Consider the following 23,218-nt stretch of genomic DNA (forward strand, 5'->3'; position numbering starts at 1 on the left):
GAGCAGTCCAGTGAGCTACCGATTATGCGCTTAAGCTAATTTGCCGTGGCATTGTTTAAATTTCTTACCGCTACCACATGGGCAAGGATCATTTCGTCCAATCTTCCAGCCTTGATCGACAAACGGCTCCTGCGCGTCATTTCCAGCAATAGGAGACGGCGCTAACATTTCTTCAGGCGATGCGTTTGCATCAAATTCCGCATGTTGATAATGCACATTTTCTATTTGAGATTGTGCCATCTGCTGCTCTGCGGCTTCGATTTCTTCACGCGATTGAATACGCACAGTAACCACAATACGCACAACTTCGTTTTTGATCATATCGAGCATTTGACCAAATAACTCGAAGGCTTCACGTTTGTATTCCTGCTTAGGATTTTTCTGTGCATAACCACGCAAATGAATACCCTGACGCAGATGATCCAATGCAGCCAGATGTTCACGCCAATGACTATCTATGCTCTGCAACATCACACTGCGCTCAAAGCCAGCAAAACTATCCTTACCTACCACTTCAACTTTCGCGTCGTAAACTGCTTTTGCTGCAGCCACCACGCGCTCCAAGATATCTTCGTCGGTTAAATTCTTTTCAGTTTCTAGCAAGCTGACCAACTGTAAATCTAAGGCCCACTCACTCGCCAAAACCGCTTCTAAACCTGCCAGATCCCACTGCTCTTCGACCGTTTCATGCGGCACATATTGACGTACCAAATCATGGAACATACCGTCACGCAAAGACGCAATCATCTCAGACATGTCTTGCGCTTCCAGCAATTCATTACGCTGTTGGTAAATTACCTTACGCTGATCATTCGCGACATCATCATATTCCAACAATTGCTTACGAATATCGAAGTTACGCGCTTCGACCTTGCGTTGTGCTGACTCGATTGAACGACTAACAATGCCAGCTTCAATTGGCTCGCCTTCCGGCATTTTCAATCTGTCCATAATCGCACGTACGCGATCACCAGCAAAAATGCGCAGCAATGCGTCATCTAAAGACAAATAGAAACGCGATGAGCCCGGATCACCCTGGCGACCAGAACGACCACGTAATTGGTTATCAACGCGACGTGATTCATGACGTTCGGTACCGACGATATGCAAACCACCCGCAGCGACAACTTCATCGTGCAGAGATTGCCATTCATCGCGTAATTTTTGCGACTGCATCTGCTTTTCAGTACCAGATAAGGACTCAGACGCTTCTATCAATTGCACTTGCTTAGCGACGTTACCACCTAAGACAATATCTGTACCACGACCTGCCATATTGGTAGCGATAGTAATCGCTTTTGGACGACCGGCTTGGGCGATAATTTCCGCTTCACGTGCATGCTGTTTTGCATTCAAAACGTTATGCGGCAATTTCGCTTTCTCTAAAATACCCGATAATAATTCAGAGTTTTCAATCGACGTGGTACCGACCAAAACTGGTTGCCCGCGTTCGTAGCAGTCCTGAATATCCTTCAGCATCGCGCCGTATTTTTCTTCGGCAGACTTATAAACCTGATCTTGTCTATCCTTACGAGCTGATGGACGATTCGGTGGAATCACCACAGTTTCAAGATTGTAAATTTCTTGGAATTCGTAAGCTTCTGTATCTGCTGTACCCGTCATACCGGACAAGCGCGTGTACATACGGAAGTAATTCTGGAAGGTAATCGATGCCAAAGTCTGATTTTCGTTCTGAATACGAACTGCTTCTTTGGCTTCTACAGCTTGATGCAAACCATCAGACCAGCGACGACCCGTCATCATACGGCCAGTGAACTCATCGACAATCACGATTTCGTCGTTCAAAACAACATAGTGCTGATCTTTGAAATACAGAGCATGTGCGCGCAAAGCAGCGTACAGATGATGCACCAAAGAGATATTCGCTGCATCGTACAGAGACGCGCCTTCTGGTAACAAACCCATCTGCGTCAAAATGCGCTCGGCTTTATCGTGACCCGCTTCAGTCAATAAAACCTGATGTGACTTTTCATCTTTGGTGTAATCGCCAGGCACCTCAACCACGCCTTTGCCGTCCGGTGTTTCTTCACCGATTTGTAAAGTCAGTAATTTTGGCACTTCATTAATTTTGTAGTATAGCTCAGTATGATTTTCTGCCTGACCGGAGATGATCAAAGGCGTACGTGCTTCATCGATCAAAATAGAATCGACTTCATCAACCACGGCAAAGTTCAAAGAACGTTGGACACGATCTTTGGCTTCATACACCATGTTATCGCGCAAGTAATCGAAACCAAATTCATTGTTCGTACCGTAGGTAACATCTGAGCCGTAGGCAACTTGTTTAGCATCGTGTTCTAACTGTGACAAGTTGACACCTGTCGTCAAGCCAAGCCAAGCGTACAACTCACCCATCTGATCCGCATCACGTTGCGCCAAATAGTCATTGACGGTCACAACGTGTACACCTTTACCCGACAAGGCATTCAGATAGATCGGCAAAGTCGCCATCAAGGTTTTACCTTCGCCTGTACCCATTTCGGCAATTTTGCCAAAATGCAAAGCCATACCACCCATCATCTGCACGTCAAAATGACGCATTTTCAGGACGCGCTTACTGGCTTCACGGCAAACTGCAAAAGCCTCAGGAAGTAAAGAATCTAAAGTTTCGCCTTTTGTCAGGCGCTCCTTAAACTCTGATGTTTTCGCTTGTAATTGCTCATCAGTCAAAGCTTCCAACTTTGGCTCTAAGGCGTTGATTTCACGCACAGTTTTTTGATATTGTTTCAAGAGCCGTTGGTTACGGCTACCGAATATTTTGGTCAGGAATGACATGCTTTGATTGAGTTTTGGGTTCTTAAACACTGCGACAATATCATCCAAAGTATTCAGACGAGATTCAAAACGCAGCAAATGTGATTAACTTTTTATTTTAACATGCCTGACGTGCCTTTCCAGGAAATCCAGAGCGGCCAACAGGAAGATTAGGTAGGAGTTGGTGTTAAATCAGACAAAATCAAGAGCCACTATCTAAATTACCATAAAGAAAGTCTTTGATTCGAAATAGTTAACAACGCCAACCAACGTACAGAACTAACGAACTAGACTGGCAATTTTAGAAATATCAGCTCCATCGTTGCCCGCATTTAAAAATTTATGGGGGTTTTGAGGAATCCCTTTAATTCTGACTTCAAAATGTAAATGCGCACCCGTGGAACGCCCAGTAGAACCAATATTCGCAACATGTTGTCCACGTTTAACGATATCGCCCACCTTGGCAAACAATTTTGATGCATGCGCATAACGCGTGATCATATCTCCCCCATGATCAATTTCCAACATATTGCCAAACTCAGGGTGGTATTCAGCTGCAATGACGACCCCTCCAGCGGCTGCCACAATAGGTGTGCCAGTAGGCGCGGAAAAATCTAGTCCCTCGTGAAACGCAGTACGACCCGAGAAAGGATCAAGGCGACGACCAAAAGTTGAAGCATTGTAGCCAACGTTCACCGGTACTATTGTTGGTAGAAGTTTCGCCTGCAACTTAAAACTCATTAACTTAGATTCGACGACATTAAAGTAATCTGAGCGATAGTTAACATCTTTTGCCAACACATCCAAGCTAGTTTGAAAATCCACGAGATTTGAATCAGCCTTGCTAGGTACAACACTCACTTCAGCACCACCACGTCCAGGCGATTCCTTAAAGTTAAACTCCTCAGGCTTAACCCCTGCCAAACCCTGCACACGCTCGCCTAAGGCGTCCAAGCGTATCAATTGAGCCTGCATCTCACCGACCTTCACCGCCATGGCAGCAAGGTTTTCTTTTAGATATTTATCATTTGAAGTGATGCCGAGGCCACCATCATTTTGCAATGCAGCTGGCAATATGGCTTTAACCAGCACAGAATCACTAGTGCTATAACGAGCGGTTAAATTGATGACTAAGACAGAAATACAAAAAGCGAATAAAACAAATAATGAAACAAAAATCGCCAGATGTTTTGACGTCAGCGTAAGCGACTTGGCTTGCGTTAGACGCGAATGCATAATAATCACTTGCATTAACTGATACCCCCGTGATCAACAAGAATAAATTGTGGTAATGTGCCGAATATGCAAGCACCTCAACAACCTTATCGATTAAATATCAAGCGTGGCAAAAAGCTTGCCGATGCCAGTGGTGTCGCTTCATTCTTACAACAAAGCGACAAACTATCACCACTATTACCTACTATAAAGCGAAATCTTTCGCTTCAAAAAGAATGTGGGAGCATACTCCCACCGATCTTTGATGGCTGTGAAGTACTAAACTTGGCTGATGATCAGTTAGTTCTCTCCACACCAAATGCCTCTATTGCCAGTAAACTCAAGCAGCAATTACCTAAATTGCAAGCTCATTTGCAACAGCGAGGTTGGCAGATTAACGCAATCAAGATTAAAGTACAAGTCAAGCGAACTATCGAAAAACCCACCCCTATCAAACAGGCAATATTAAGTAGCAAGGCTATTTCTGCTTTTGCTAGCCTGAAGAGCAACTTAGCCACAACACCACAGAATGCGGATCTGAACGCCGCGCTGGAGCGGCTTTTGCGAAGAAATACTTAGAAAATGTTTTGCAACCTGTCGAGCTTAATTCAGCGCCCATTCACGCTGCTCTTGCTCAAAATAGGAAATAGGTGCCTGACTCGCTTCATCAAAAGTCACGATCTCATAAGCATCTGGTTGCGCCAATAGAACTCGTAATAATTGATTATTCAAGCCATGACCAGACTTATGTGCCGCATAACTTGCTAGGAACGGATGCCCAATCAAATACAAGTCGCCGATCGCATCTAGAATTTTGTGTCGTACAAACTCATCGTCGAAACGCAAGCCATCTGCATTCAAAATACGATACTCGTCCATCACGATCGCATTTTCCAAAGAACCCCCACGTGCCAAACCTATACCGCGTAACATTTCCACATCTTGCATAAAGCCAAAAGTGCGAGCACGGGCCACGTCTTTCACATAGGAGACTTTCTCAAAATCGACCTCGGCTGTTTGCATAGTGCCATCAACAGCAGGATGATTAAATTCTATAAAAAAATGTAATTTAAAACCATCATAGGGCTCCAGTCTGGCCCATTTCTCCGACTTACCTGTTCCCTCGCGGATTTCTACTGGCTTTAAAATGCGGATAAATTTTCTAGCCGCATTTTGCTCAGCGAAACCGGCTTGCTGAAGCAGATAAACAAAAGATGATGCGGAACCATCCATAATCGGAATTTCTTCCGCACTGACATCTATATATAGATTATCAATACCCAAGCCAGCACACGCTGACAAGAGGTGTTCAACAGTAGACACTTTGGCGTCGCCCACTGTCAATGTTGATGCCATCTTGGTATCACCAATATTTAGGGCTGTCGCCGGAAATACCACGGGTGGTTGTAAATCTACGCGGGTAAAAATGATGCCGCTATCGATGGGAGCGGGACGCAAAGTCAGTGTTACCTTAGTGCCGGAATGCACACCGACACCTATCGTTCTCACTACTTGCTGTATGGTTCTTTGTTTTAGCATTCTCAGATTATAAATCGCAATAACAATTTACGCAGAAAATTACCAAGTTACAGATTTTAGATTAACTAACAAAAAAATGCGCACCACACGATGCGCATTTTCATTACTTAACTAAATTCGATTATGCCAACTGTGCCAACATCGTTTCTGCATTCGATACGGCGAAATTACCGCCTTCTTCCACATTCAAATGTTTTACCACGCCATCAACCGCGACCAATGAATAGCGCTGTGAACGCACGCCCATACCAAACTTGCTAAAGTCAGCATCCAAACCTAAAGCTTTACTGAAAGTAGCGTTACCATCAGCCATCATACGCACAACGCCAGTCGCTTTCTGATCGCGACCCCAAGCACCCATGACAAAAGCATCGTTTACAGAAACACACCAGATTTCATCAACGCCTTTTGCTTTCAAAGCAGCAGCATGTTCCACGTAACCAGGTACATGTTTAGCGGAGCAAGTTGGCGTGTACGCGCCAGGTAAACCGAAAATTGCGATGGTTTTACCCTTCGTCAATTCAGCAACATCAAAAGTGTTTGGTCCTAAAGAACAGCCTTCAGACTCCACTTCAATAAACTCGGCCAGGCTACCTACTGGTAATGTATCACCAATCTTGATGCTCATAATGAACTCCCTAAAAATGAAATAATAAGTGGCTTCTCACCTGATCAACTTGCGATACAGGGAAGTGTGCAAGTATGCCTTAAACAGAAAAATTCTGCAGAAAGCAAAACGCCAGTCGATCGACTGGCGTTTTGCTTAATGACGATTTCGACTCGATTAGTCTGCTTGCTTACGCAGGAATGCTGGAATATCATAGGTTTCCATGCCATTCTTTTCTAATGCTCGTACTTGTTCAGTTGCAGAATGACGCCATACTGCAGGCTTCGTCAAACTATCAAAACCTGCACTGACTGAGGTAGTCGCTTTACCAGAAGTTGCAGTGGCCACAGACGCCGCCATCATCATCGGCTCGTCATTAGTACCAGTACGCAACATCGGTGTTTGCACCAACTGAATATTTTTCTTGCCGCGACCTAAGCCGGTTGCAACGACTGTCACACGAATATCATCACCCATGCTTTCATCGTAAGCGATACCTTGAGCGATCGATGCATCAGGCGCAGCGAAGGCACGTACTGCCGCCATCACTTCTTTGATTTCTTTACCCTTCAAACCACGGCTCGCAGTAACGTTGACCAATACGCCGCGCGCACCAGACAAATCAATACCGTCTAACAACGGCGAAGCAACTGCCTGCTCTGCAGCGATGCGAGCACGATCAACACCAGAAGCTGTCGCCGTTCCCATCATCGCTTTACCTTGTTCACCCATAATCGTTTTCACGTCATTAAAATCGACGTTGATATGACCTGGCACATTGATGATTTCTGCGATACCTGCAACCGCATTATTCAACACGTTATCTGCGTGACCCAGCCATTCGATCATACTGTCATCTTCGTAGATCTCTTCGAGTTTTTCATTCAAGATGATGATCAAAGAATCGACATGTTTGGATAAGGCTTCCAGACCTTCATCAGCGATATCCATGCATTTCTTACCTTCGTAAGAAAATGGTTTGGAAACCACCGCTACCGTCAAGGCACCTAATTCTTTAGCGATTTGCGCAACCACCGGCGCAGCGCCAGTGCCAGTGCCACCGCCCATACCTGCGGCGATAAACACCATATGCGAACCACGCAAAGCGTCTTCAATGCGGGAACGAGATTCCTCCGCCAATTGACGACCTACTTCTGGTTTCATGCCGGCACCCAAACCAGTTTCACCAATCTGTATCACATTATGTGCATTAGATTGTGTTAGCGCTTGCGCATCTGTATTTGCAGCGATGAACTCCACGCCAGAAACACCTTTGTTAATCATGTGCTGAACTGCGTTACCACCTGCGCCACCGACACCAACAACTTTGATCACTGTGCCTTGCGTAGCGTTATCGACCATATCGAACTCCATCATGAATCCCCCAAGTAGGCAGTTTTCAGTCGCTAATCCTCACCCTATGTGACGCCTAGCGAATAAAAACTGTAATTCACACCATTATAAAATGATTACAGCAAAAGTTTGTAAAAAATATGCTGTAAATCGCCCTATTTCGTCTATAAAGAAACACTATTTTTCAAAACAAAAGATGGAATTAAAAATTCCCTTGAAACCACTCCTTCATACGTTGCCAAACTGCGTTAGCCGAACCTGCCTGGCGCGTCACAATATGACCTCGTAAGTACTGCTTCTTCGCTTCCAACAACAACCCCAAAACCGTCGCATAGCGCGGACTGCGTACGACATCAGCTAACTGACCTGAGTAGGCTGGCATACCCAAACGCGCAGGCTTTAAGAAAATATCTTCTGCCATTTCTACCATGCCTTGCATCGTAGATGATCCACCCGTCAATACGATACCGGACGACAGCACATCTTCATAACCTGATTCACGCACGACTTGATGCACCAATGCAAACAACTCTTCGACACGCGGTTCTATTACCGCAGCCAACGCCTGACGCGACAATGAACGCGGACCACGATCACCTAAACCTGGTACTTCTAAGGTATCTGCAGGATCGGCCAACACCTGCTTCGCAACGCCGAAACGGATTTTAATTTCCTCGGCTTCCGAGGTTGGCGTGCGCAAAGCCATCGCAATATCATTGGTGATCTGATCGCCAGCGATTGGAATCACCGCAGTATGACGTATTGAACCTTCACTAAAAACAGCGACATCTGTGGTGCCGCCACCAATATCAATCAAGACCACGCCCAATTCTTTTTCATCATTGGTCAACACCGCATCGGCGGACGCCATCGGTTGCAAAATCAAATCTGATACTTCTAAGCCGCAACGACGCACACATTTCACAATGTTTTGAACTGCCGACACAGCACCGGTCACGATATGAACCTTCACTTCGAGACGAATACCGCTCATACCTATTGGCTCACGCACATCGTCTTGACTATCGACGATAAATTCTTGCGGCAAAGTATGGAGTAATTGCTGGTCAGTTGGAATATTCACGGCTTTCGCTGTTTCGATCACGCGCGATACGTCCGCTGCTGTCACTTCCTTATCCTTAATCGCCACCATGCCACTGGAATTGAAGCTGCGAATATGACTACCTGCGATGCCGGTATATACCGTTCGTATCTTACAGTCCGCCATCAACTCGGCTTCTTCCAAAGCTCGCTGTATCGATTCGACAGTCGCTTCGATATTCACGACCACGCCTTTTTTCAAACCTTTCGATTCATGTTGACCTAAACCGATTACTTCATGACGACCATCTGGCATCACTTCAGCAACGACCGCCACAATTTTCGATGTGCCAATATCAAGGCCAACGATCAGGTTTTTTGCGTCTTTTGTCATAGTCTTCCACTTACTTATATTGAGGTACTCGTTACATTCCGAATGACACTTGATTGCTCTACTTATTTCGCAACTACTGCTAACTCCATTACTTACGATTTGATACCACTGACTGATTACTCGTCTTTAATGCCAGGCCGTTCGGATAACGCATATCCACGCTAACGATACTGCCCTGCAGTCTTGTTACTAACTGCGGATACACCTTAATCAACTGATCAACCCTTTTTTTCAAAGCATTGGCTTCCTGCACTTTACCCAATTCCACTTGCAAACCATTGTTCAATTTGACGCTCCAAGCATAGCGACTCGAGTACTGAACCGCTTCTGGTTCCAAATTTAAACTTGCAAACCACTGCTTAAATTGCAGATACTGAGCCACGACTTCTTTTTCGCTGCCATTGGGGCCAGAAAACTCAATGAGCTGAACATCTTCTTCCGCCTCAGCCAAGTTCGCTGTAAAGACATCGCCAGCCACCGAAATCAGACGACCATCCTCACCCCAAGTTCCCAGTACATCGTGCTCTTCTATCCGAACGACCAAAGTATCTGGCCACACTCTTTGCACACTCGCTTTACGAACCCATGGCACAGATTCAAATGCTTGCTTCACATCTTCCAAATTCGTCGTAAAAAAATTCCCCGTGATTTTCGGTACTGCCTGATCCCGTATCGTCAAGGTGTTAACGTGCCGCAATTCGGCTTGTATCCCCTCTTGCCTTCCAACAGTTTTTTCATTCTCAACTCGTACCACATGCAAAGCAAACACAGGACGATGAATTACCCACCAAACGCCTGACACCAACATGGCAAGCAACACGATGCTAAATAAAACATTGGCTGTTGCATTCAACAATTTTGCGTCTTGCCACATAAATTCTTCTATACTCTTTTGCGCGGCAGTTATTGAGAATCTGCTGCGATCTTCAATCGCGCTGTCTTCAAAATCTCAATACAAACATCTTCATAACTCATACCAGCTGCTTTTGCAGCCATAGGTACTAAAGAATGTCCCGTCATCCCCGGTGAAGTGTTAATCTCGATCAGGAATGGTTTGTTATCGCGCGCGCGCAACAAGACGTCAATCCGCGCCCACCCCTCGCAATTGACCGCACGATATGCTTCTTCACACATGCGTTGAATCTCTAAGCTTAAGGACTCGTCCAAAGGCGCTGGGCACAAATATTTTGTATCGTCAGTAAAATACTTATTTTGGTAATCGTAGTTGCCATCTGGTGCCACGATTTCAATTAAAGGTAACGCACGTGCACCAGCACCTCGACCTAAAACTGCAACAGTCAATTCGCGCCCTTGAATAAACTCTTCGGCCAACACTTCCTCATCAAACTGAGCTGCCAATTGATAAGCAGCAGGCAAGGCCTCAGCCGCACTTACTTTGGTGATACCTATAGTAGAGCCCTCGTGCGGCGGTTTGACGATTAAAGGCAGTCCAAGTTCCTGAGTTACTTTAGCCAAATCGCTGTCAGCACTCAACACTGCGTAATTCGGTGTGGTGAGCTGATGATAGAGCCAGATCTTCTTCGTAAAAATTTTATCCATCGCCACTGAGGATGCCATCACGCCACTACCAGTGTAAGGAATGCCCAATTGTTCGAGCGCGCCTTGCAAACTACCGTCTTCTCCATAACGGCCATGCAATGCAATAAAAACACGATCAAATTTTTCAGCAGCCAAATCCGCCAGACTGCGTTCTGCAGGATCAAAACCATGCGCATCAATACCGCGACTTCTTAATGCGTTCAACACACCGGTGCCTGACATGATGGACACATCGCGTTCTGCGGAACGACCGCCGAACAACACGCCAACTTTGCCTAAATCTTTCATCTTGCATCCATCCAATTCAATAATTTTTTACAGTGAACTACTTACGCTTATTTTCCCGCGAGCTTTCCTGGTACCGCACTGATAGAACCTGCTCCCATCACAATCAATACATCGCCATCGCGCAACATTGCCAACAAAGCTTCTGGCATTTCCTGCATCTGCTCGACAAAAATAGGCTCAACTTTCCCAAGCACACGCAATGCACGCGTCATGGCGCGCCCATCAGCGGCGACGATTGCTGCTTCGCCAGCTGCGTAGACTTCTGCCAAAACCACTGCATCAGCAGTTGAAATGACTTTCACAAAATCTTCAAACAAATCACGGGTGCGGGTATAGCGATGCGGTTGAAAAGCCAAGACCAAGCGACGACCAGGATAAGCGCCACTTGCTGCAGCCAGCGTCGCTGCCATTTCAACTGGGTGATGCCCATAATCGTCAACTAAAGCAAAGCTACCGCCACTATCCAACGCAATCTCGCCATAGCGAGTAAAGCGCCGCCCAACACCATTAAATTCACTCAAGGCTTTTTGCGTGGCGCGATCATCAACACCAACTTCACGCGCAATGGCGATGGCAGCGCAAGCGTTTTGGACATTATGCATACCAGGCTGATTCAAACTCACCTGCATATCCTCATAGCCTTTTTGAACTACCGTGAAATGCATCTTGCCGTTTGCAGCACTTGCGTTCACCGCCCGCACTTCGGCTTCTTCATGAAAACCATAGGTAACGATAGTCTTGGTAATTCTCGGCATGATCTCGCGAATATTTGGATCATCCATGCACAACATCGCAACGCCATAAAATGGCAACCTTTGCGTGAAATCGACAAACGCTTGTTTCAATTTATTGAAGTCGTGATCGTAAGTTTCCATATGATCAGCATCAATGTTCGTGATCACTTCTATCATCGGCAATAGATTTAGAAATGATGCATCGGACTCATCCGCTTCAGCCACAATGTATTGACCGCTACCCAGTCGTGCATTCGCACCAGCACTATTTAATAAACCACCAATCACAAACGTAGGATCTAAACCGCCTTCGGCCAAAATGCTCGCCACCAGACTGGTCGTCGTAGTTTTGCCGTGCGTTCCAGCGATCGCAATACCGCTTTTCAAACGCATCAACTCGGTCAACATCAAAGCGCGTGGCACGATAGGAATATGCTTCTCGCGGGCTGCAATCACTTCTGGGTTATCCGGCTTTACCGCGGTCGACGTCACTACCGCATCTGCACCTTCAATATTTTCGGCCGCATGACCCACCGTTACTTTTGCACCCAAACTGGCCAACCTTTGTGACGCCACATTACTACTTAAATCCGAACCAGAAATCACATAACCCAGGTTCAATAGCACCTCGGCGATGCCACTCATCCCTGAGCCACCGATACCGACAAAATGTAAGTGCTTCACTTTATGTTTCATAATAATTCTCTGTTATTTTCTCTTAACTAGTTCTTCTAATATCGCGGCTATCGTTGCACTCGCATCGCGTTTCCCCAATTCATAGGCTTTTGAGGCCAACTGCAAACAGCGTTCACGATTCATACTTTGAATTAACTCTGCCAGACTTGCTGCATTCATTTCTGTTTGCGGCAAATGTACCGCGCCGCCTGCGCCGCTTAACCATTCCGCATTCGCTTTTTGATGTGAGGTACTTGACGCGACTAAAGGCACCAACACACTAGCAACGCCCGCCGCGGTCAACTCTGATACGGTAATGGCGCCGGCACGACAGATTACCAAATCGGCCTCCGCATAACGGCGTGGCATATCATTAATAAAATCCAGAACTTCTGCCTGTACGCCATTCTTTTCATAACGCTGACGCAAATCACTCACATGTTGTTTGCCCGATTGATGCGTAACCAGCGGACGTTGCGCTTCGGGAATTAATGCCAATGCGTCAGGCACTGACTCGTTCAAAATACGCGCGCCTAAACTACCTCCCACCACTAAAATTTTTAATGGCCCTTGATGCTGTGCATAGCGTTGCTGCGGCAATTCCAGATCACAAATTTCGCGGCGGATCGGATTGCCCGTGAATACGAATTTTCGCTCCTGCATTGGTGCAGTCGAAGGTAAGCCAAACATCAGTTTTTTTGCGAACGGTTTCAAGGTCTTATTCGACAAGAGCAAAGGTGCATCCGCATTCATCAACACTAAAGGCTTACCCATCAATGTACTACTTACTCCACCCGGCACAGTCACATATCCACCCATACCAAGAACCACATCGGGACGACGTATTCTGACAATATCGATGCAAGCAAAAAAACTCGCTATCAATTTGTAAGCGCCAGTCAAACTATGCTTCCAACCTTTACCACGCAGCCCCGTAAAATCTAACTGATCCATGGTGATGCCATGCTTCGCCACAATCTCGCCTTCCATCCCGGTCTTCGTTCCCAACCACGAAACGCTCCAACCACGACTTTGCATTTCATCGGCAATAGCTAGGCCGGGAAAAATATGTCCACCAGTACCGGCCGCCATGATCATTAGATGTTTTTTCACTTTGCTTGAATTCGTCATACTCGTCCTCCCCGCATCATGAGCCGATTTTCATAATCGATACGAAGCAACAGAGTCAAACCTATGCAATTAATTAAAACACCGGAACCGCCATAGCTCATCAAAGGTAAAGTCAAACCTTTGGTTGGCAATAGTCCTAAATTCACACCCATATTGATAAAGGTTTGCACGCCTATCCAGATACCAATTCCTTTTGCGGCCAAGCCAGCAAAAGTTGCATCCAAAACGATGGCTTGGCGTCCGATATCAAATGCTCGTTTCACAATCCAGTAAAACAAAAAAATCACGGTAACGACACCTACAAATCCTAACTCTTCACCAATCACCGCCAACAAAAAGTCGGTATGCGCTTCAGGTAAGTAATGCAGCTTTTCAACACTGGCACCGAGGCCAACACCGAATAATTCACCACGCCCAAATGCAATCAATGAATGCGTCAATTGATAAGCCTTGCCCAATGCATTGTCTTCTTCAAAAGGATTCAAGTAAGCGAAAATACGTTCACGACGCCATGGAGACAATAAGATAACTGAAGCAAAAATTCCAACCAATGTCGTGGCGATTCCGCCAAACCAAATACCGTTAATCCCACCTAAAAATAAAATTCCCATCGCGATACAAACGATCACACCAAAAGCGCCGAGATCTGGCTCTAACAACAAGAGCAAACCTAGTACCGCAACCGTCACCATCATCGGTAAAAAGCCTTTGGTCAACTTATGCATATATTCTTGCTTACGCACGGTGTAATCCGCAGCATATAAAACCATGAATAATTTCATTAACTCCGATGGCTGCAGATTAAATACCTTGAATGACAACCAGCGCTTCGCACCGTTCACACCTTTACCTAAGCCGGGTATCAGAACCAACAACAGCAAAACCAAAGTAAAAATAAACAAATAAGGTGCTGCTTTTTGCCAGTCTTCCACTCTCACTCTAAAGACAATAAAACTCATCAAAACAGCGAAGCAAACAAACATCGCCTGACGCACTAAAAAATGATTGTTTTTGTAGTTCGCATACTTGGGTGAATCAGGCAATGAGATCGATGCTGAGTAAACCATCACCATACCAAACACCATCAAGATCAAAGTCACCCAAACTAAAGCCTGGTCATACTCCATCATTTTTGAACGCTGGACAAAGTGGGTTCCATTCTGGCTATTGCCAGACGAACGCCATGGGTTCAAATTCAGGAGTAGCTGCTTCATCAGCAAATCTCACCACGATTTAGCGCAGTCTCGCGCACGGCATCAACAAACACTTGGGCACGATGCGCATAATTCTTAAACATATCCAGACTAGCGCAAGCTGGCGACAACAAGACGATATCGCCTTCTTGCGCAGTTTCGCCTGCGCTTGCCACTGCATTTTCTAAAGTATCGAAATCATGCATCCCTACCGTTGCTATTTCCAACGCCATTCGAATCTCGTTCGCATCTTTACCAATCAATAGAACTGTTTTGACATAGCGCGACACAGGTTCCGCCAAAGGAGAAAAATCCTGTCCTTTGCCGTCACCACCTGCGATCAAAATAATTCGCTTTTCTGTACCCGCATTTTCTTCACCTAGTCCTTTTAGTGCAGCGACAGTCGCCCCAACATTCGTGCCTTTGCTGTCATCAAAGTAATCCACACCAGCAATCGTTGCGACCAACTCCACGCGATGCGGTTCTCCCTTGTATTCTCGCAGTCCATGCAATAAGGGCGCCAAAGGAAGACCGATACCGCGACACAAGGCCAAAGCGGCGAGTGCGTTGCTGGCATTATGCTGACCACGAATCTTCAATGCATCAGCAGGCATCAATCGAGTAATCGTTACTGGGATTTCAACAATCTCTTTTTTACGTTTGCGGGATGTTGGCTGTTCGTCTTCATCAGCATTCGCAACCGCCAACCAGGTCATTCCCTGCTCGTTCAACAAACCAAATTCGCCATCATGCTGCGGCGCATGGCAGGAGAAGCTTAAAAAATGTCCATCGGCGCGTTGCATCGCCATGACTTGATCATCATCACGATTCAACAACTGCAAAGTTGTGGAACCGAAAATTTTAGCTTTGTCAGCGCAATAATTTTTCATATCACCGTGCCAGTCCAGATGATCTTGCGTCACATTCAACACGGTCGCGACATCAGGATTCAAACTTAAATTGGTATGCAGCTGAAAACTCGATAACTCTAAGACCCAGACTTGCGGCAAGGTTTCTGTATCTATGCATTCACATAAGACATCTAACATCGCTGGGCTGATATTGCCGGCGACTTTGACGCTCATGCCAGCGCGTGCGCAGAGTTGCCCGGTCAAGCTGGTGACCGTGGTCTTGCCATTAGTACCTGTGATCGCAATGATTTTCGGCGTGTAAGCATTAGTCAGTTTTAAGTCGGCCAGAGCCTGCGCAAACAACTCAACTTCACCCCACACAAGCAAACCCAATTCTTGTGCGCGCTGCAGTATTGTTTGCAATTCGCCCTGTGGCGATAAGCCGGGGCTAAGCACGATCAGATCTACACCCTCGACTTGTTCAGCTTGAAATTCACCGCCAAAGAATTCAGATTCTGGTGCCATTTTTTTCAAAGCGGGCAAGCGCTCAGGATTCGCACGGGTATCGATGACACGTAGGCGTGCGCCACAGCGGGACAGCCAGCGTGCCATTGCCAGACCTGATTCTCCCAGTCCGACAATCAATACCTGCTTATTCAATAAATCCGAGGAATTCATGCTCACCTTTAATTTTCAACCTAGATCTTTAGTCACTTAATAAAGACAATTACCGTAGCTTCAATGACGACAGACCTACTAACACTAATAACATCGTGACTATCCAAAAACGCACAACCACCTGCGTCTCTTTCCAACCTTTTTGTTCAAAATGGTGATGCAAAGGCGCCATCAAGAACAGGCGCTTACCGACACCATATTTCTTCTTGGTGAATTTAAAGTAGGTCACTTGCAGCATCACGGAAAAAGTCTCCACCACAAAAATGCCACCCATAATGAAGAGCACGACCTCTTGACGCACAATGACCGCGACCGTACCGAGCGCACCACCTAATGCCAGGGCGCCGACGTCACCCATAAACACTTGCGCCGGATGAGCGTTAAACCACAGAAATGCCAGGCCTGCACCAGCCATCGCGCCACAGAAAATCAAGAGCTCACCCGCACCAGAGATATACGGGATTAACAAGTATTTAGAATAACCAGCATGTCCTGTTAAGTAAGCAAAAATACCTAAAGCAGAGCCGACCATGATAGTCGGCATAATTGCGAGACCATCCAAACCGTCAGTCAAATTGACTGCATTACTAGTACCTACAATTACACAAAAAGTTAGTGCAATAAAACCCCACACACCGAGTGGATAGTTAAAGGTTTTGAAAAAAGGAATAATCAAATCAGCCTTAGGTGGCAAATCCATACTAAAACCAGATTGAACCCAAGCCCAAAACAATTCCAGCACCTTGGTATTGGTCGGTGCAGAAACTGAGAATGCTAAATACACCGCAGCCACAATGCCGATCAAAGACTGCCAGAAAAATTTTTCACGTGAGGCCATGCCATTTGGATCGCGATAAACTACCTTGCGATAATCATCGACCCAGCCAATCGCACCGAAACCCAAAGTCACAATCAAAACGACCCACACAAATCGATTGCTCAGGTCTGACCACAAGAGCGTAGAAATACCAATCGAAATCAACACCAAAGCACCACCCATAGTCGGCGTGCCAGACTTAATCAAATGCGTTTGTGGACCATCGGTACGTACTGCCTGTCCAACTTTTAAACGCGTCAACATACGAATCACCGCAGGACCTGCAATCAAGCCTATCGAGATTGCCGTCATCGTAGCGAACACCGCGCGGAAAGTAATAAATCCGAACACACGGAAGAAGCCGATGTCTTGTTTAAAAAGTTCTGCCAACCAAAGCAACATAATATTTTTCCCTAATTTCTCTTTTACTTATTTTCGAATTCTTAAACTTGCTCATTAGTGATTAAATGTGCCACGACACGTTCCATTTTCATGAAACGTGAGCCTTTGACTAAAATCGTGTTACCCGCTTGTGCTTTGCTTTTCAAGTACCCCAATAACTGATCCAAGTCTTCGCAGTGTTGTGAGCCATGGCCAAATGCAAGTGTCGAAGCGCGCGCTAAGTCACCCAAAGTAAACAGATTTTTGACCCCGCGAGCTTTTGCGTACTGTCCGACTTCTTGATGAAACGCCGCGCCGTCAGCGCCTACTTCACCCATATCACCAAGCACCAGCGTGGTCGTATTTTTTGCCGCGACCAAAACATCTATTGCCGCTTTCACCGAGTCAGGGTTAGCGTTATAGGTATCGTCAATGACCAAAGCACCAGCCGCAGCCTGCTTAGCTTGCAAGCGACCAGAGACAGGCGAAAATGCCTGTAGGCCTTCCACAATTTTTTCATTAGAAACACCAATCGCTTTACAACAAGCGGCAGCGGCCAAGGCATTAAGAACATTATGCTGACCAGCAGCGGCCAAGTGCACTGTGACCACTTCACCCAAAATCGACATCTGCAATTCGTTACCAAAGTCTTTTGGAACAAAGCCAGCATGAACATCAGCTTTTGAGCCTGCAAGGGAACTTAGGCCGAATGTGATGTACCGACGATCTGCAGCAAACCCACGCCAGATTGGCGCATAGGCATCATCTGCGGGAAATACGGCGATACCATCAGCCGGCAAGCTTTGAATGACCGCACCGTTTTCTATCGCAACCGCTTCTACGGTTTGCATAAATTCTTGATGTTCGCGCTGTGCGTTATTCACCAGCGCCACATTGACTTGGGCTATCGCGCTTAATACAGCGATCTCGCCGGGATGATTCATCCCAAGCTCGAATACCGCTGCGTGATGTTGTGCCTGCAGACGAAAAACCGTCAATGGCACACCGATTTCGTTGTTCAGATTTCCCTTAGTGGAAATCATATGGTCGCTACCATACTGCGCTAGCAGGATAGCCGCGATCATTTCTTTCACCGTCGTTTTTCCGTTACTACCAGTCACACCGATCACGGGCAAATCAAACTGTTGACGCCAGTAAGTTGCGATCGCTGCCAGCGCCAACTTAGTGTCAGGCACGATTAAAGCTGGTGCTGGAAAGTCAACCGGAATCCGTTCGGCGATCACAGCGACGGCACCTGCTTTCACCACCTCATTTAAGAAATCATGGGCATCAAATGTCTCACCGCGCAAAGCAAGAAAAATATTGCCTGGCTCGACTTTACGACTATCCGTGCTCAGGCCGCCAAATTGCGCATCGGCTGTCACACTAGAATTCGTGACCACTTTCTGCAACGCTAATAGAGAAGAGTGAATCACGTCGCTCTCCTCATGGTGCTATTGGTCGCAACCGTGGCGAGTGCTAACAACGCATGTTCTTCATCTGAGAATGGCCATTTCTTACCATTAATATCCTGATAGGTCTCGTGCCCCTTGCCCGCAATCAAGATCACATCGTTGACCTGCGCATGTTTAACAGCGAACAAGATCGCACTGGCTCTATCTTCAATCGCATGCGGTGTGCCACTCATGCCCTGCAAAATGTCTTGAATGATTTTCGCGGGTAGCTCAGTGCGAGGATTATCACTGGTCACCACTACATGTTCCGCCATCTGCGCAATCTTACCCATTTGTGGACGTTTGCCCGGATCGCGATCACCACCACAACCAAATACACACCACAAATTACCTTGTCGCTCACTGGCGACTCGTTGCAATGTTTCTAAAGTTTTTTCTAATGCATCCGGTGTATGAGCATAATCGACAACAACCATTGCTTGTCCTGCCGAACCAAGCTGTTGCATACGACCTGGTACCGAAGTCAATTTTTCTATACTGGAAATTGCACGGTCAAAAGCGATGCCGCGCATCAATAACACGCCCAAAACCCCCAGCACGTTACTGATATTGAAGCGGCCTATGGTCTGCGCCTTAACCACGCTATTTCCGTAAGCTGACTCCAAATAAAACTGGGTGCCAGTATGGGTCGTCTTTAACTGACTGGCGCGCAATACCGGGACATTTAATTCGGAAGTGTTATCTATGCAGTACGCGAGCAATTTGAGTCCAGGCTGCGTCACTGCAAGTCCTCGCAATAGCTCAGCACCGAAGACATCATCTGCATTGATCACTGCCGCTTGCAAACCCGCCCATTGAAACAGCGCCTGTTTTGCGGCCGCATAGGCCTCCATGGTTTGATGATAGTCGAGATGGTCACGCGTTAAATTAGTGAATAAGGCGACGTCAAAATGCAACGCGTTCAGGCGCCCTTGGTGCAAACCAATGGATGAGGCTTCTATCGCCAGACCTTTCGCACCGTTTTTCTTCAATGCAGCCAAGCGGCGTTGCAGTTGAATTGCGTCGGGGGTAGTGAATCCGGTTTCTTGCAAGCTAGCGACCATGCCTTCTCGATATGTACCTACGCCCAAAGTGCCGATTACTGCGCATGGCGTGTTGTGCAATGACAAGGCTTTTGCTATCCATTGCGAACATGAGGTCTTGCCATTAGTGCCGGTCACAGCAACGCTAAAAATATCCCTATCAGGTGCACCGTACCAAGCACTGGCAATTGCGCCAAGTTGATCGATCAAACCAGAAACAGCTAAATGCGGCACGCTGATTTCTACCGCAGATTGCTCACCGATTTTTTCGTACACAATCGCTGCAGCACCGCGCTCGATAGCATTTTGAATAAACGCACGACCATCACCTTTACCAGCAATGCCGGCAACAATGGGAAAGGCAAAAAATACATCTCCTAGTCCAATTTCACGGGAATCGGACGTCAATTGCGCTTTAGCTGCATCAGCCACATTGGCGCGCAACCAATCGACTATTTCTTGTATCTGTACTGGAATCATAGTTTGGGTCGTCATTACAATGTCTCCGGCACACTTGGCTCAGGAATGATATTCATGACTGAAGAATCGGGTACGACGTTCATAGAACGTAAAACATTGGCGATAATCGCGGCGAAAACCGGACCTGCGACTGTACCTGCGTAGTAAGCGCCGCCACTTGGCTCGTCAAGCATCACCGCAACAATGATGCGTGGATTCGACATCGGCGCAAAGCCGACAAAATCACTCACGTATTTATTCACGTAGCGACCACCTTCAACCTTATGTGCGGTACCCGTTTTTCCGCCAACGCGATAACCAGGAACACGCGCCTGTGTTGCGGTTCCTCCCGGTTGAGTAACACTCTCCAACATGTCGCGCATTTTCATTGCGGTCGATTCTGAGATAACACGAGTGCCCATAGGCATTTCAGCTGATTGCTGGAAGGTCAGTGGGATCAAATCACCCTTACGAGCAAAAATCATATAGGAGCGCGCAATCTGCAATAAAGAAACTGACATACCATGACCATAACTTATGGTGGCTTGCTCAATCGGTTTCCAAGTTTTATAGCTGCGCATACGTCCAGCGACCGCACCGGGAAATCCTATATTAGGTTGCTGTCCAAAACCCAAAGTCGCGAACATTTCCCACATTTCTTTTGGCGGCATTTGCAAAGCAATTTTTGCGGTACCGATATTAGAAGATTTTTGAATCACGCCTGCGACTGTCAAAGTCCCTTGCTTATGCGCGTCATGTATCGTTTGGCTACCGATAGTCATCGCACCGGGCGCTGTTTGAATTATGGTCTCTGGTGTGACTCGACCAGTCTCCAATGCCAGAGCAATCGTGAAAGGCTTCATCGTAGAGCCTGGTTCGAAGGTATCGGTAATCACACGATTACGCAATTGCGCACCGGTCAATACGGAACGGTCATTTGGATTGTAAGTAGGCAGATTGACTAAGGCCAGCACTTCACCTGTCTGAACATCCAACACGACAGCGGCACCGGCTTTCGCTTTGAATTTTTCTACCGCATCTTTCACATGCGTATAAGCGATGTATTGAATTTTGCTGTCTATCGACAACTTCATATCTTTGCCGTCGTGAGGCGGGCGAATCGATTCAATATCTTCTACGATGCGACCAAGGCGATCTTTGATTACACGGCGACTACCAGTCTTGCCCGCGAGATTTTTCTCGGAAGCGAGCTCAATGCCCTCCTGACCTTTGTCTTCGACGTTGGTAAATCCAACGACGTGCGCCATCACTTCACTCTCGGGGTAAAAGCGCTTGTATTCTTTACGAGTTTCTATACCTGGAATATCCAGTGCCACAATCTTATCTGCAACGACTTGTTCTACTTGACGTTTGAGGTAAACAAATTGGCGATCCGAATCAAGTTTCTTTCTCAACTCAGCTTCTGACATCTCTAGTAAGGCTGCTAACTCGCGCAGTTTGGTATCTGGCACATTCAGAACGTCTTCGGGTATCGCCCAGATCGCCTTTACTGGTACTGACGATGCCAATACCTGGCCATGTCTATCTGTAATTTTGCCGCGAGTCGCAGATAATTCCAAGGTACGAGCATAACGATTCTCACCTTGTTTTTGCAAAAACTCAGTCGTCATACCCTGCAAATACAAGGCCCTCGTCATCAACGCAAAAAACGCAGCAAATAAAAAAAATAGCAATAAGCGCGAACGCCATACTGGCAATTTCACTGCCAACACGGGGTTAGTTGAAAATGATACGCCCTTACCAGCAGCCGTTCGAGAATTTGAGTTGGCGCGACTCACTTGACCACCTCTGCAGTTAAATACTGCGTGCGACCTGGTGTCACATGCTCCATACCCAATTCTTGATTGGCCACTGTCTCAATACGGGAATGTTTACCAAAAGTCGATTGATCTAACTTAAGCTGTGCCCACTCTACTTCGTACTGCTTGCTTAAAGTCTGAGCGCGCTCCAATTCAATAAACAAACGGCGCGCCTGATACTGAGAGTTAATCAAGGTCAAGGCACAAATCACCAAAGCAGTACCCAACACGACATTCAAACGCGCACCCATTACGCCTCTCCTGTAAGGCGCTCTGCTACCCGCATGATGGCGGAGCGTGCACGTGGATTGCGCAAGACCTCTTCTTCACTCGGTTTGATTCTAGAGATCAAGCGCATTTGCGGCTTAGGCAAATCAGCTTCACGAATCGGCAAACGGCGATCTGGCTGCACTACCTTGGCTTTAGATGCAAAGAATTGCTTGACGATGCGATCCTCCAGAGAATGAAAACTGATCACCACCATACGGCCATGCGGCGCCAGACTGTCATAAGCCGCGGCTAAACCGATCTCGAGGTCTTCAAGCTCTTTATTGACGAAAATCCGTATAGCTTGAAAGGTGCGAGTTGCCGGGTCTTTGCCCTTCTCGCGAGTTTTGACGGTGTGTGCGACGAGTTCGGCAAGCTGCCGAGTACTTGAAATGGACTCGCTCGCCCTGCGAGCAACAATCGCCTTTGCAATCTGAAAAGCAAACCGTTCTTCCCCATAATTTTCTATGACCTCCCTAATTTTTTGCTCATCCTCTTGCGCCAACCACTCCGCCGCAGAAATGCCGCGAGTCGTATCCATACGCATGTCTAATGGGCCATCATTTCTAAAACTAAAACCTCGTTCTGCATCGTCCACCTGTGGCGATGAAATACCGAGGTCCATCAAAATACCATCCACCTGTGCCACGCCCTGCTCTTGCAAAGCCTCGGACATGGTGGCGAAACTGTCATGCACGATATGAAAACGCGCGTCAGTAATCTGCTGCGCATTAGCAATCGCGTATAAATCTTTATCAAAGGAAATCAGCCGACCTTGAGGACCAAGTTGACTCAAAATCTTGCGACTATGACCGCCACGACCAAACGTACCGTCGACGAAAATCGCGTTGGTGCGGGCACCTTGTATGTCGAGCGCGTTAACTGCCTCGTCTAGCAACACCGTGTGGTGAATGAATTCTTCCTGATGATTCACAGTCATAAC

Annotated in this window: 19 protein-coding genes; 1 reads left to right on the forward strand and 18 read right to left on the reverse strand. The window is 46.7% G+C overall.

Annotated features, from left to right (window positions below):
* Positions 1-30: 30 nt before the first annotated feature.
* Both secA and ACO0KZ_RS02500 read right to left on the reverse strand, forming a co-directional pair.
* On the reverse strand, positions 31-2,796 hold the full coding sequence (secA, locus tag ACO0KZ_RS02495; protein WP_422992380.1) for a preprotein translocase subunit SecA: 2,766 nt from the start codon (positions 2,794-2,796) through the stop codon (positions 31-33).
* Positions 2,797-3,054: 258 nt separating this feature from the next.
* The gene (locus tag ACO0KZ_RS02500; protein ID WP_422992382.1) at positions 3,055-4,026 is read right to left on the reverse strand and encodes a M23 family metallopeptidase; all 972 of its coding nucleotides are present in this window, start codon (positions 4,024-4,026) and stop codon (positions 3,055-3,057) included.
* A 51-nt stretch (positions 4,027-4,077) separates the two neighbouring features.
* Between ACO0KZ_RS02500 and ACO0KZ_RS02505 the strand changes: the two genes are divergently transcribed.
* Complete coding sequence (locus ACO0KZ_RS02505; protein WP_422992384.1) at positions 4,078-4,569, forward strand: DciA family protein; 492 nt, start codon at positions 4,078-4,080, stop codon at positions 4,567-4,569.
* Positions 4,570-4,593: 24 nt separating this feature from the next.
* Here ACO0KZ_RS02505 and lpxC read toward each other — a convergent pair whose 3' ends face one another.
* The 16 genes from lpxC to rsmH form a co-directional block, all read right to left on the reverse strand.
* Positions 4,594-5,529 carry a UDP-3-O-acyl-N-acetylglucosamine deacetylase gene (gene lpxC, locus ACO0KZ_RS02510; RefSeq protein ID WP_422992386.1) on the reverse strand — a complete coding sequence of 312 codons (936 nt, stop codon included), beginning with the start codon at positions 5,527-5,529 and terminating at the stop codon, positions 4,594-4,596.
* Between the two features lie 121 nt (positions 5,530-5,650).
* Entirely contained in the window at positions 5,651-6,157 is a 507-nt protein-coding gene (locus tag ACO0KZ_RS02515; protein ID WP_422992388.1) for a peroxiredoxin, read from the reverse strand.
* Positions 6,158-6,313: 156 nt separating this feature from the next.
* Positions 6,314-7,510 (reverse strand): cell division protein FtsZ, encoded by a 1,197-nt coding sequence (ftsZ, locus tag ACO0KZ_RS02520; protein WP_422992775.1) that lies wholly within the window; start codon positions 7,508-7,510, stop codon positions 6,314-6,316.
* Positions 7,511-7,691: 181 nt separating this feature from the next.
* On the reverse strand, positions 7,692-8,924 hold the full coding sequence (gene ftsA, locus ACO0KZ_RS02525; RefSeq protein ID WP_315477291.1) for a cell division protein FtsA: 1,233 nt from the start codon (positions 8,922-8,924) through the stop codon (positions 7,692-7,694).
* Positions 8,925-9,012: 88 nt separating this feature from the next.
* Positions 9,013-9,798: a cell division protein FtsQ/DivIB gene (locus tag ACO0KZ_RS02530; RefSeq protein ID WP_422992391.1), complete on the reverse strand. Its 786-nt coding sequence runs from the start codon at positions 9,796-9,798 to the stop codon at positions 9,013-9,015.
* A 29-nt stretch (positions 9,799-9,827) separates the two neighbouring features.
* Positions 9,828-10,772 carry a D-alanine--D-alanine ligase gene (locus tag ACO0KZ_RS02535; protein WP_422992393.1) on the reverse strand — a complete coding sequence of 315 codons (945 nt, stop codon included), beginning with the start codon at positions 10,770-10,772 and terminating at the stop codon, positions 9,828-9,830.
* A gap of 47 nt (positions 10,773-10,819) precedes the next feature.
* Positions 10,820-12,202, reverse strand: a complete 1,383-nt coding sequence (murC, locus tag ACO0KZ_RS02540; RefSeq protein ID WP_422992395.1) for a UDP-N-acetylmuramate--L-alanine ligase — start codon at positions 12,200-12,202, stop codon at positions 10,820-10,822.
* Positions 12,203-12,214: 12 nt separating this feature from the next.
* The gene (gene murG / locus ACO0KZ_RS02545) at positions 12,215-13,312 is read right to left on the reverse strand and encodes an undecaprenyldiphospho-muramoylpentapeptide beta-N-acetylglucosaminyltransferase (protein ID WP_422992397.1); all 1,098 of its coding nucleotides are present in this window, start codon (positions 13,310-13,312) and stop codon (positions 12,215-12,217) included.
* Positions 13,309-14,442 carry a putative lipid II flippase FtsW gene (gene ftsW / locus ACO0KZ_RS02550; protein WP_422992777.1) on the reverse strand — a complete coding sequence of 378 codons (1,134 nt, stop codon included), beginning with the start codon at positions 14,440-14,442 and terminating at the stop codon, positions 13,309-13,311. Before ftsW ends, murG begins: the two co-directional genes overlap by 4 nt.
* A gap of 83 nt (positions 14,443-14,525) precedes the next feature.
* Positions 14,526-16,034: a UDP-N-acetylmuramoyl-L-alanine--D-glutamate ligase gene (gene murD / locus ACO0KZ_RS02555; RefSeq protein WP_422992399.1), complete on the reverse strand. Its 1,509-nt coding sequence runs from the start codon at positions 16,032-16,034 to the stop codon at positions 14,526-14,528.
* 49 nt (positions 16,035-16,083) lie between these two features.
* A complete protein-coding gene (gene mraY / locus ACO0KZ_RS02560) occupies positions 16,084-17,253 on the reverse strand; it encodes a phospho-N-acetylmuramoyl-pentapeptide-transferase (RefSeq protein ID WP_422992401.1) in 1,170 nt (389 codons plus the stop codon).
* A gap of 41 nt (positions 17,254-17,294) precedes the next feature.
* Positions 17,295-18,665, reverse strand: coding sequence for a UDP-N-acetylmuramoyl-tripeptide--D-alanyl-D-alanine ligase (locus tag ACO0KZ_RS02565; RefSeq protein WP_422992779.1), 1,371 nt, complete (start codon positions 18,663-18,665; stop codon positions 17,295-17,297).
* The gene (locus tag ACO0KZ_RS02570) at positions 18,665-20,224 is read right to left on the reverse strand and encodes a UDP-N-acetylmuramoyl-L-alanyl-D-glutamate--2,6-diaminopimelate ligase (protein WP_422992403.1); all 1,560 of its coding nucleotides are present in this window, start codon (positions 20,222-20,224) and stop codon (positions 18,665-18,667) included. Before ACO0KZ_RS02570 ends, ACO0KZ_RS02565 begins: the two co-directional genes overlap by 1 nt.
* Positions 20,224-21,987, reverse strand: coding sequence for a peptidoglycan D,D-transpeptidase FtsI family protein (locus ACO0KZ_RS02575; RefSeq protein ID WP_422992405.1), 1,764 nt, complete (start codon positions 21,985-21,987; stop codon positions 20,224-20,226). Before ACO0KZ_RS02575 ends, ACO0KZ_RS02570 begins: the two co-directional genes overlap by 1 nt.
* Positions 21,984-22,259: a cell division protein FtsL gene (ftsL, locus tag ACO0KZ_RS02580; protein ID WP_422992407.1), complete on the reverse strand. Its 276-nt coding sequence runs from the start codon at positions 22,257-22,259 to the stop codon at positions 21,984-21,986. Before ftsL ends, ACO0KZ_RS02575 begins: the two co-directional genes overlap by 4 nt.
* Positions 22,259-23,215, reverse strand: coding sequence for a 16S rRNA (cytosine(1402)-N(4))-methyltransferase RsmH (rsmH, locus tag ACO0KZ_RS02585; protein ID WP_422992409.1), 957 nt, complete (start codon positions 23,213-23,215; stop codon positions 22,259-22,261). The genes ftsL and rsmH overlap by 1 nt, the downstream gene beginning before the upstream one ends.
* Positions 23,216-23,218: the final 3 nt, after the last annotated feature.

It is taken from the genome of Undibacterium sp. Di24W (assembly GCF_049340325.1).
In the GTDB taxonomy this organism is placed as follows: domain Bacteria; phylum Pseudomonadota; class Gammaproteobacteria; order Burkholderiales; family Burkholderiaceae_D; genus Undibacterium.

Bases quoted from the DNA above. Each gene is read 5' to 3' on its own strand.
- secA (WP_422992380.1), bottom strand. From the start codon at position 2,796: ATGTCATTCCTGACCAAAATATTCGGTAGCCGTAACCAACGGCTCTTG.
- ACO0KZ_RS02500 (WP_422992382.1), bottom strand. From the start codon at position 4,026: ATGCAAGTGATTATTATGCATTCGCGTCTAACGCAAGCCAAGTCGCTT.
- ACO0KZ_RS02505 (WP_422992384.1), top strand. From the start codon at position 4,078: ATGCAAGCACCTCAACAACCTTATCGATTAAATATCAAGCGTGGCAAA.
- lpxC (WP_422992386.1), bottom strand. From the start codon at position 5,529: ATGCTAAAACAAAGAACCATACAGCAAGTAGTGAGAACGATAGGTGTC.
- ACO0KZ_RS02515 (WP_422992388.1), bottom strand. From the start codon at position 6,157: ATGAGCATCAAGATTGGTGATACATTACCAGTAGGTAGCCTGGCCGAG.
- ftsZ (WP_422992775.1), bottom strand. From the start codon at position 7,510: ATGGAGTTCGATATGGTCGATAACGCTACGCAAGGCACAGTGATCAAA.
- ftsA (WP_315477291.1), bottom strand. From the start codon at position 8,924: ATGACAAAAGACGCAAAAAACCTGATCGTTGGCCTTGATATTGGCACA.
- ACO0KZ_RS02530 (WP_422992391.1), bottom strand. From the start codon at position 9,798: ATGTGGCAAGACGCAAAATTGTTGAATGCAACAGCCAATGTTTTATTT.
- ACO0KZ_RS02535 (WP_422992393.1), bottom strand. From the start codon at position 10,772: ATGAAAGATTTAGGCAAAGTTGGCGTGTTGTTCGGCGGTCGTTCCGCA.
- murC (WP_422992395.1), bottom strand. From the start codon at position 12,202: ATGAAACATAAAGTGAAGCACTTACATTTTGTCGGTATCGGTGGCTCA.
- murG (WP_422992397.1), bottom strand. From the start codon at position 13,312: ATGACGAATTCAAGCAAAGTGAAAAAACATCTAATGATCATGGCGGCC.
- ftsW (WP_422992777.1), bottom strand. From the start codon at position 14,442: ATGATGGAGTATGACCAGGCTTTAGTTTGGGTGACTTTGATCTTGATG.
- murD (WP_422992399.1), bottom strand. From the start codon at position 16,034: ATGAATTCCTCGGATTTATTGAATAAGCAGGTATTGATTGTCGGACTG.
- mraY (WP_422992401.1), bottom strand. From the start codon at position 17,253: ATGTTGCTTTGGTTGGCAGAACTTTTTAAACAAGACATCGGCTTCTTC.
- ACO0KZ_RS02570 (WP_422992403.1), bottom strand. From the start codon at position 20,224: ATGACGACCCAAACTATGATTCCAGTACAGATACAAGAAATAGTCGAT.
- ftsL (WP_422992407.1), bottom strand. From the start codon at position 22,259: ATGGGTGCGCGTTTGAATGTCGTGTTGGGTACTGCTTTGGTGATTTGT.
- rsmH (WP_422992409.1), bottom strand. From the start codon at position 23,215: ATGACTGTGAATCATCAGGAAGAATTCATTCACCACACGGTGTTGCTA.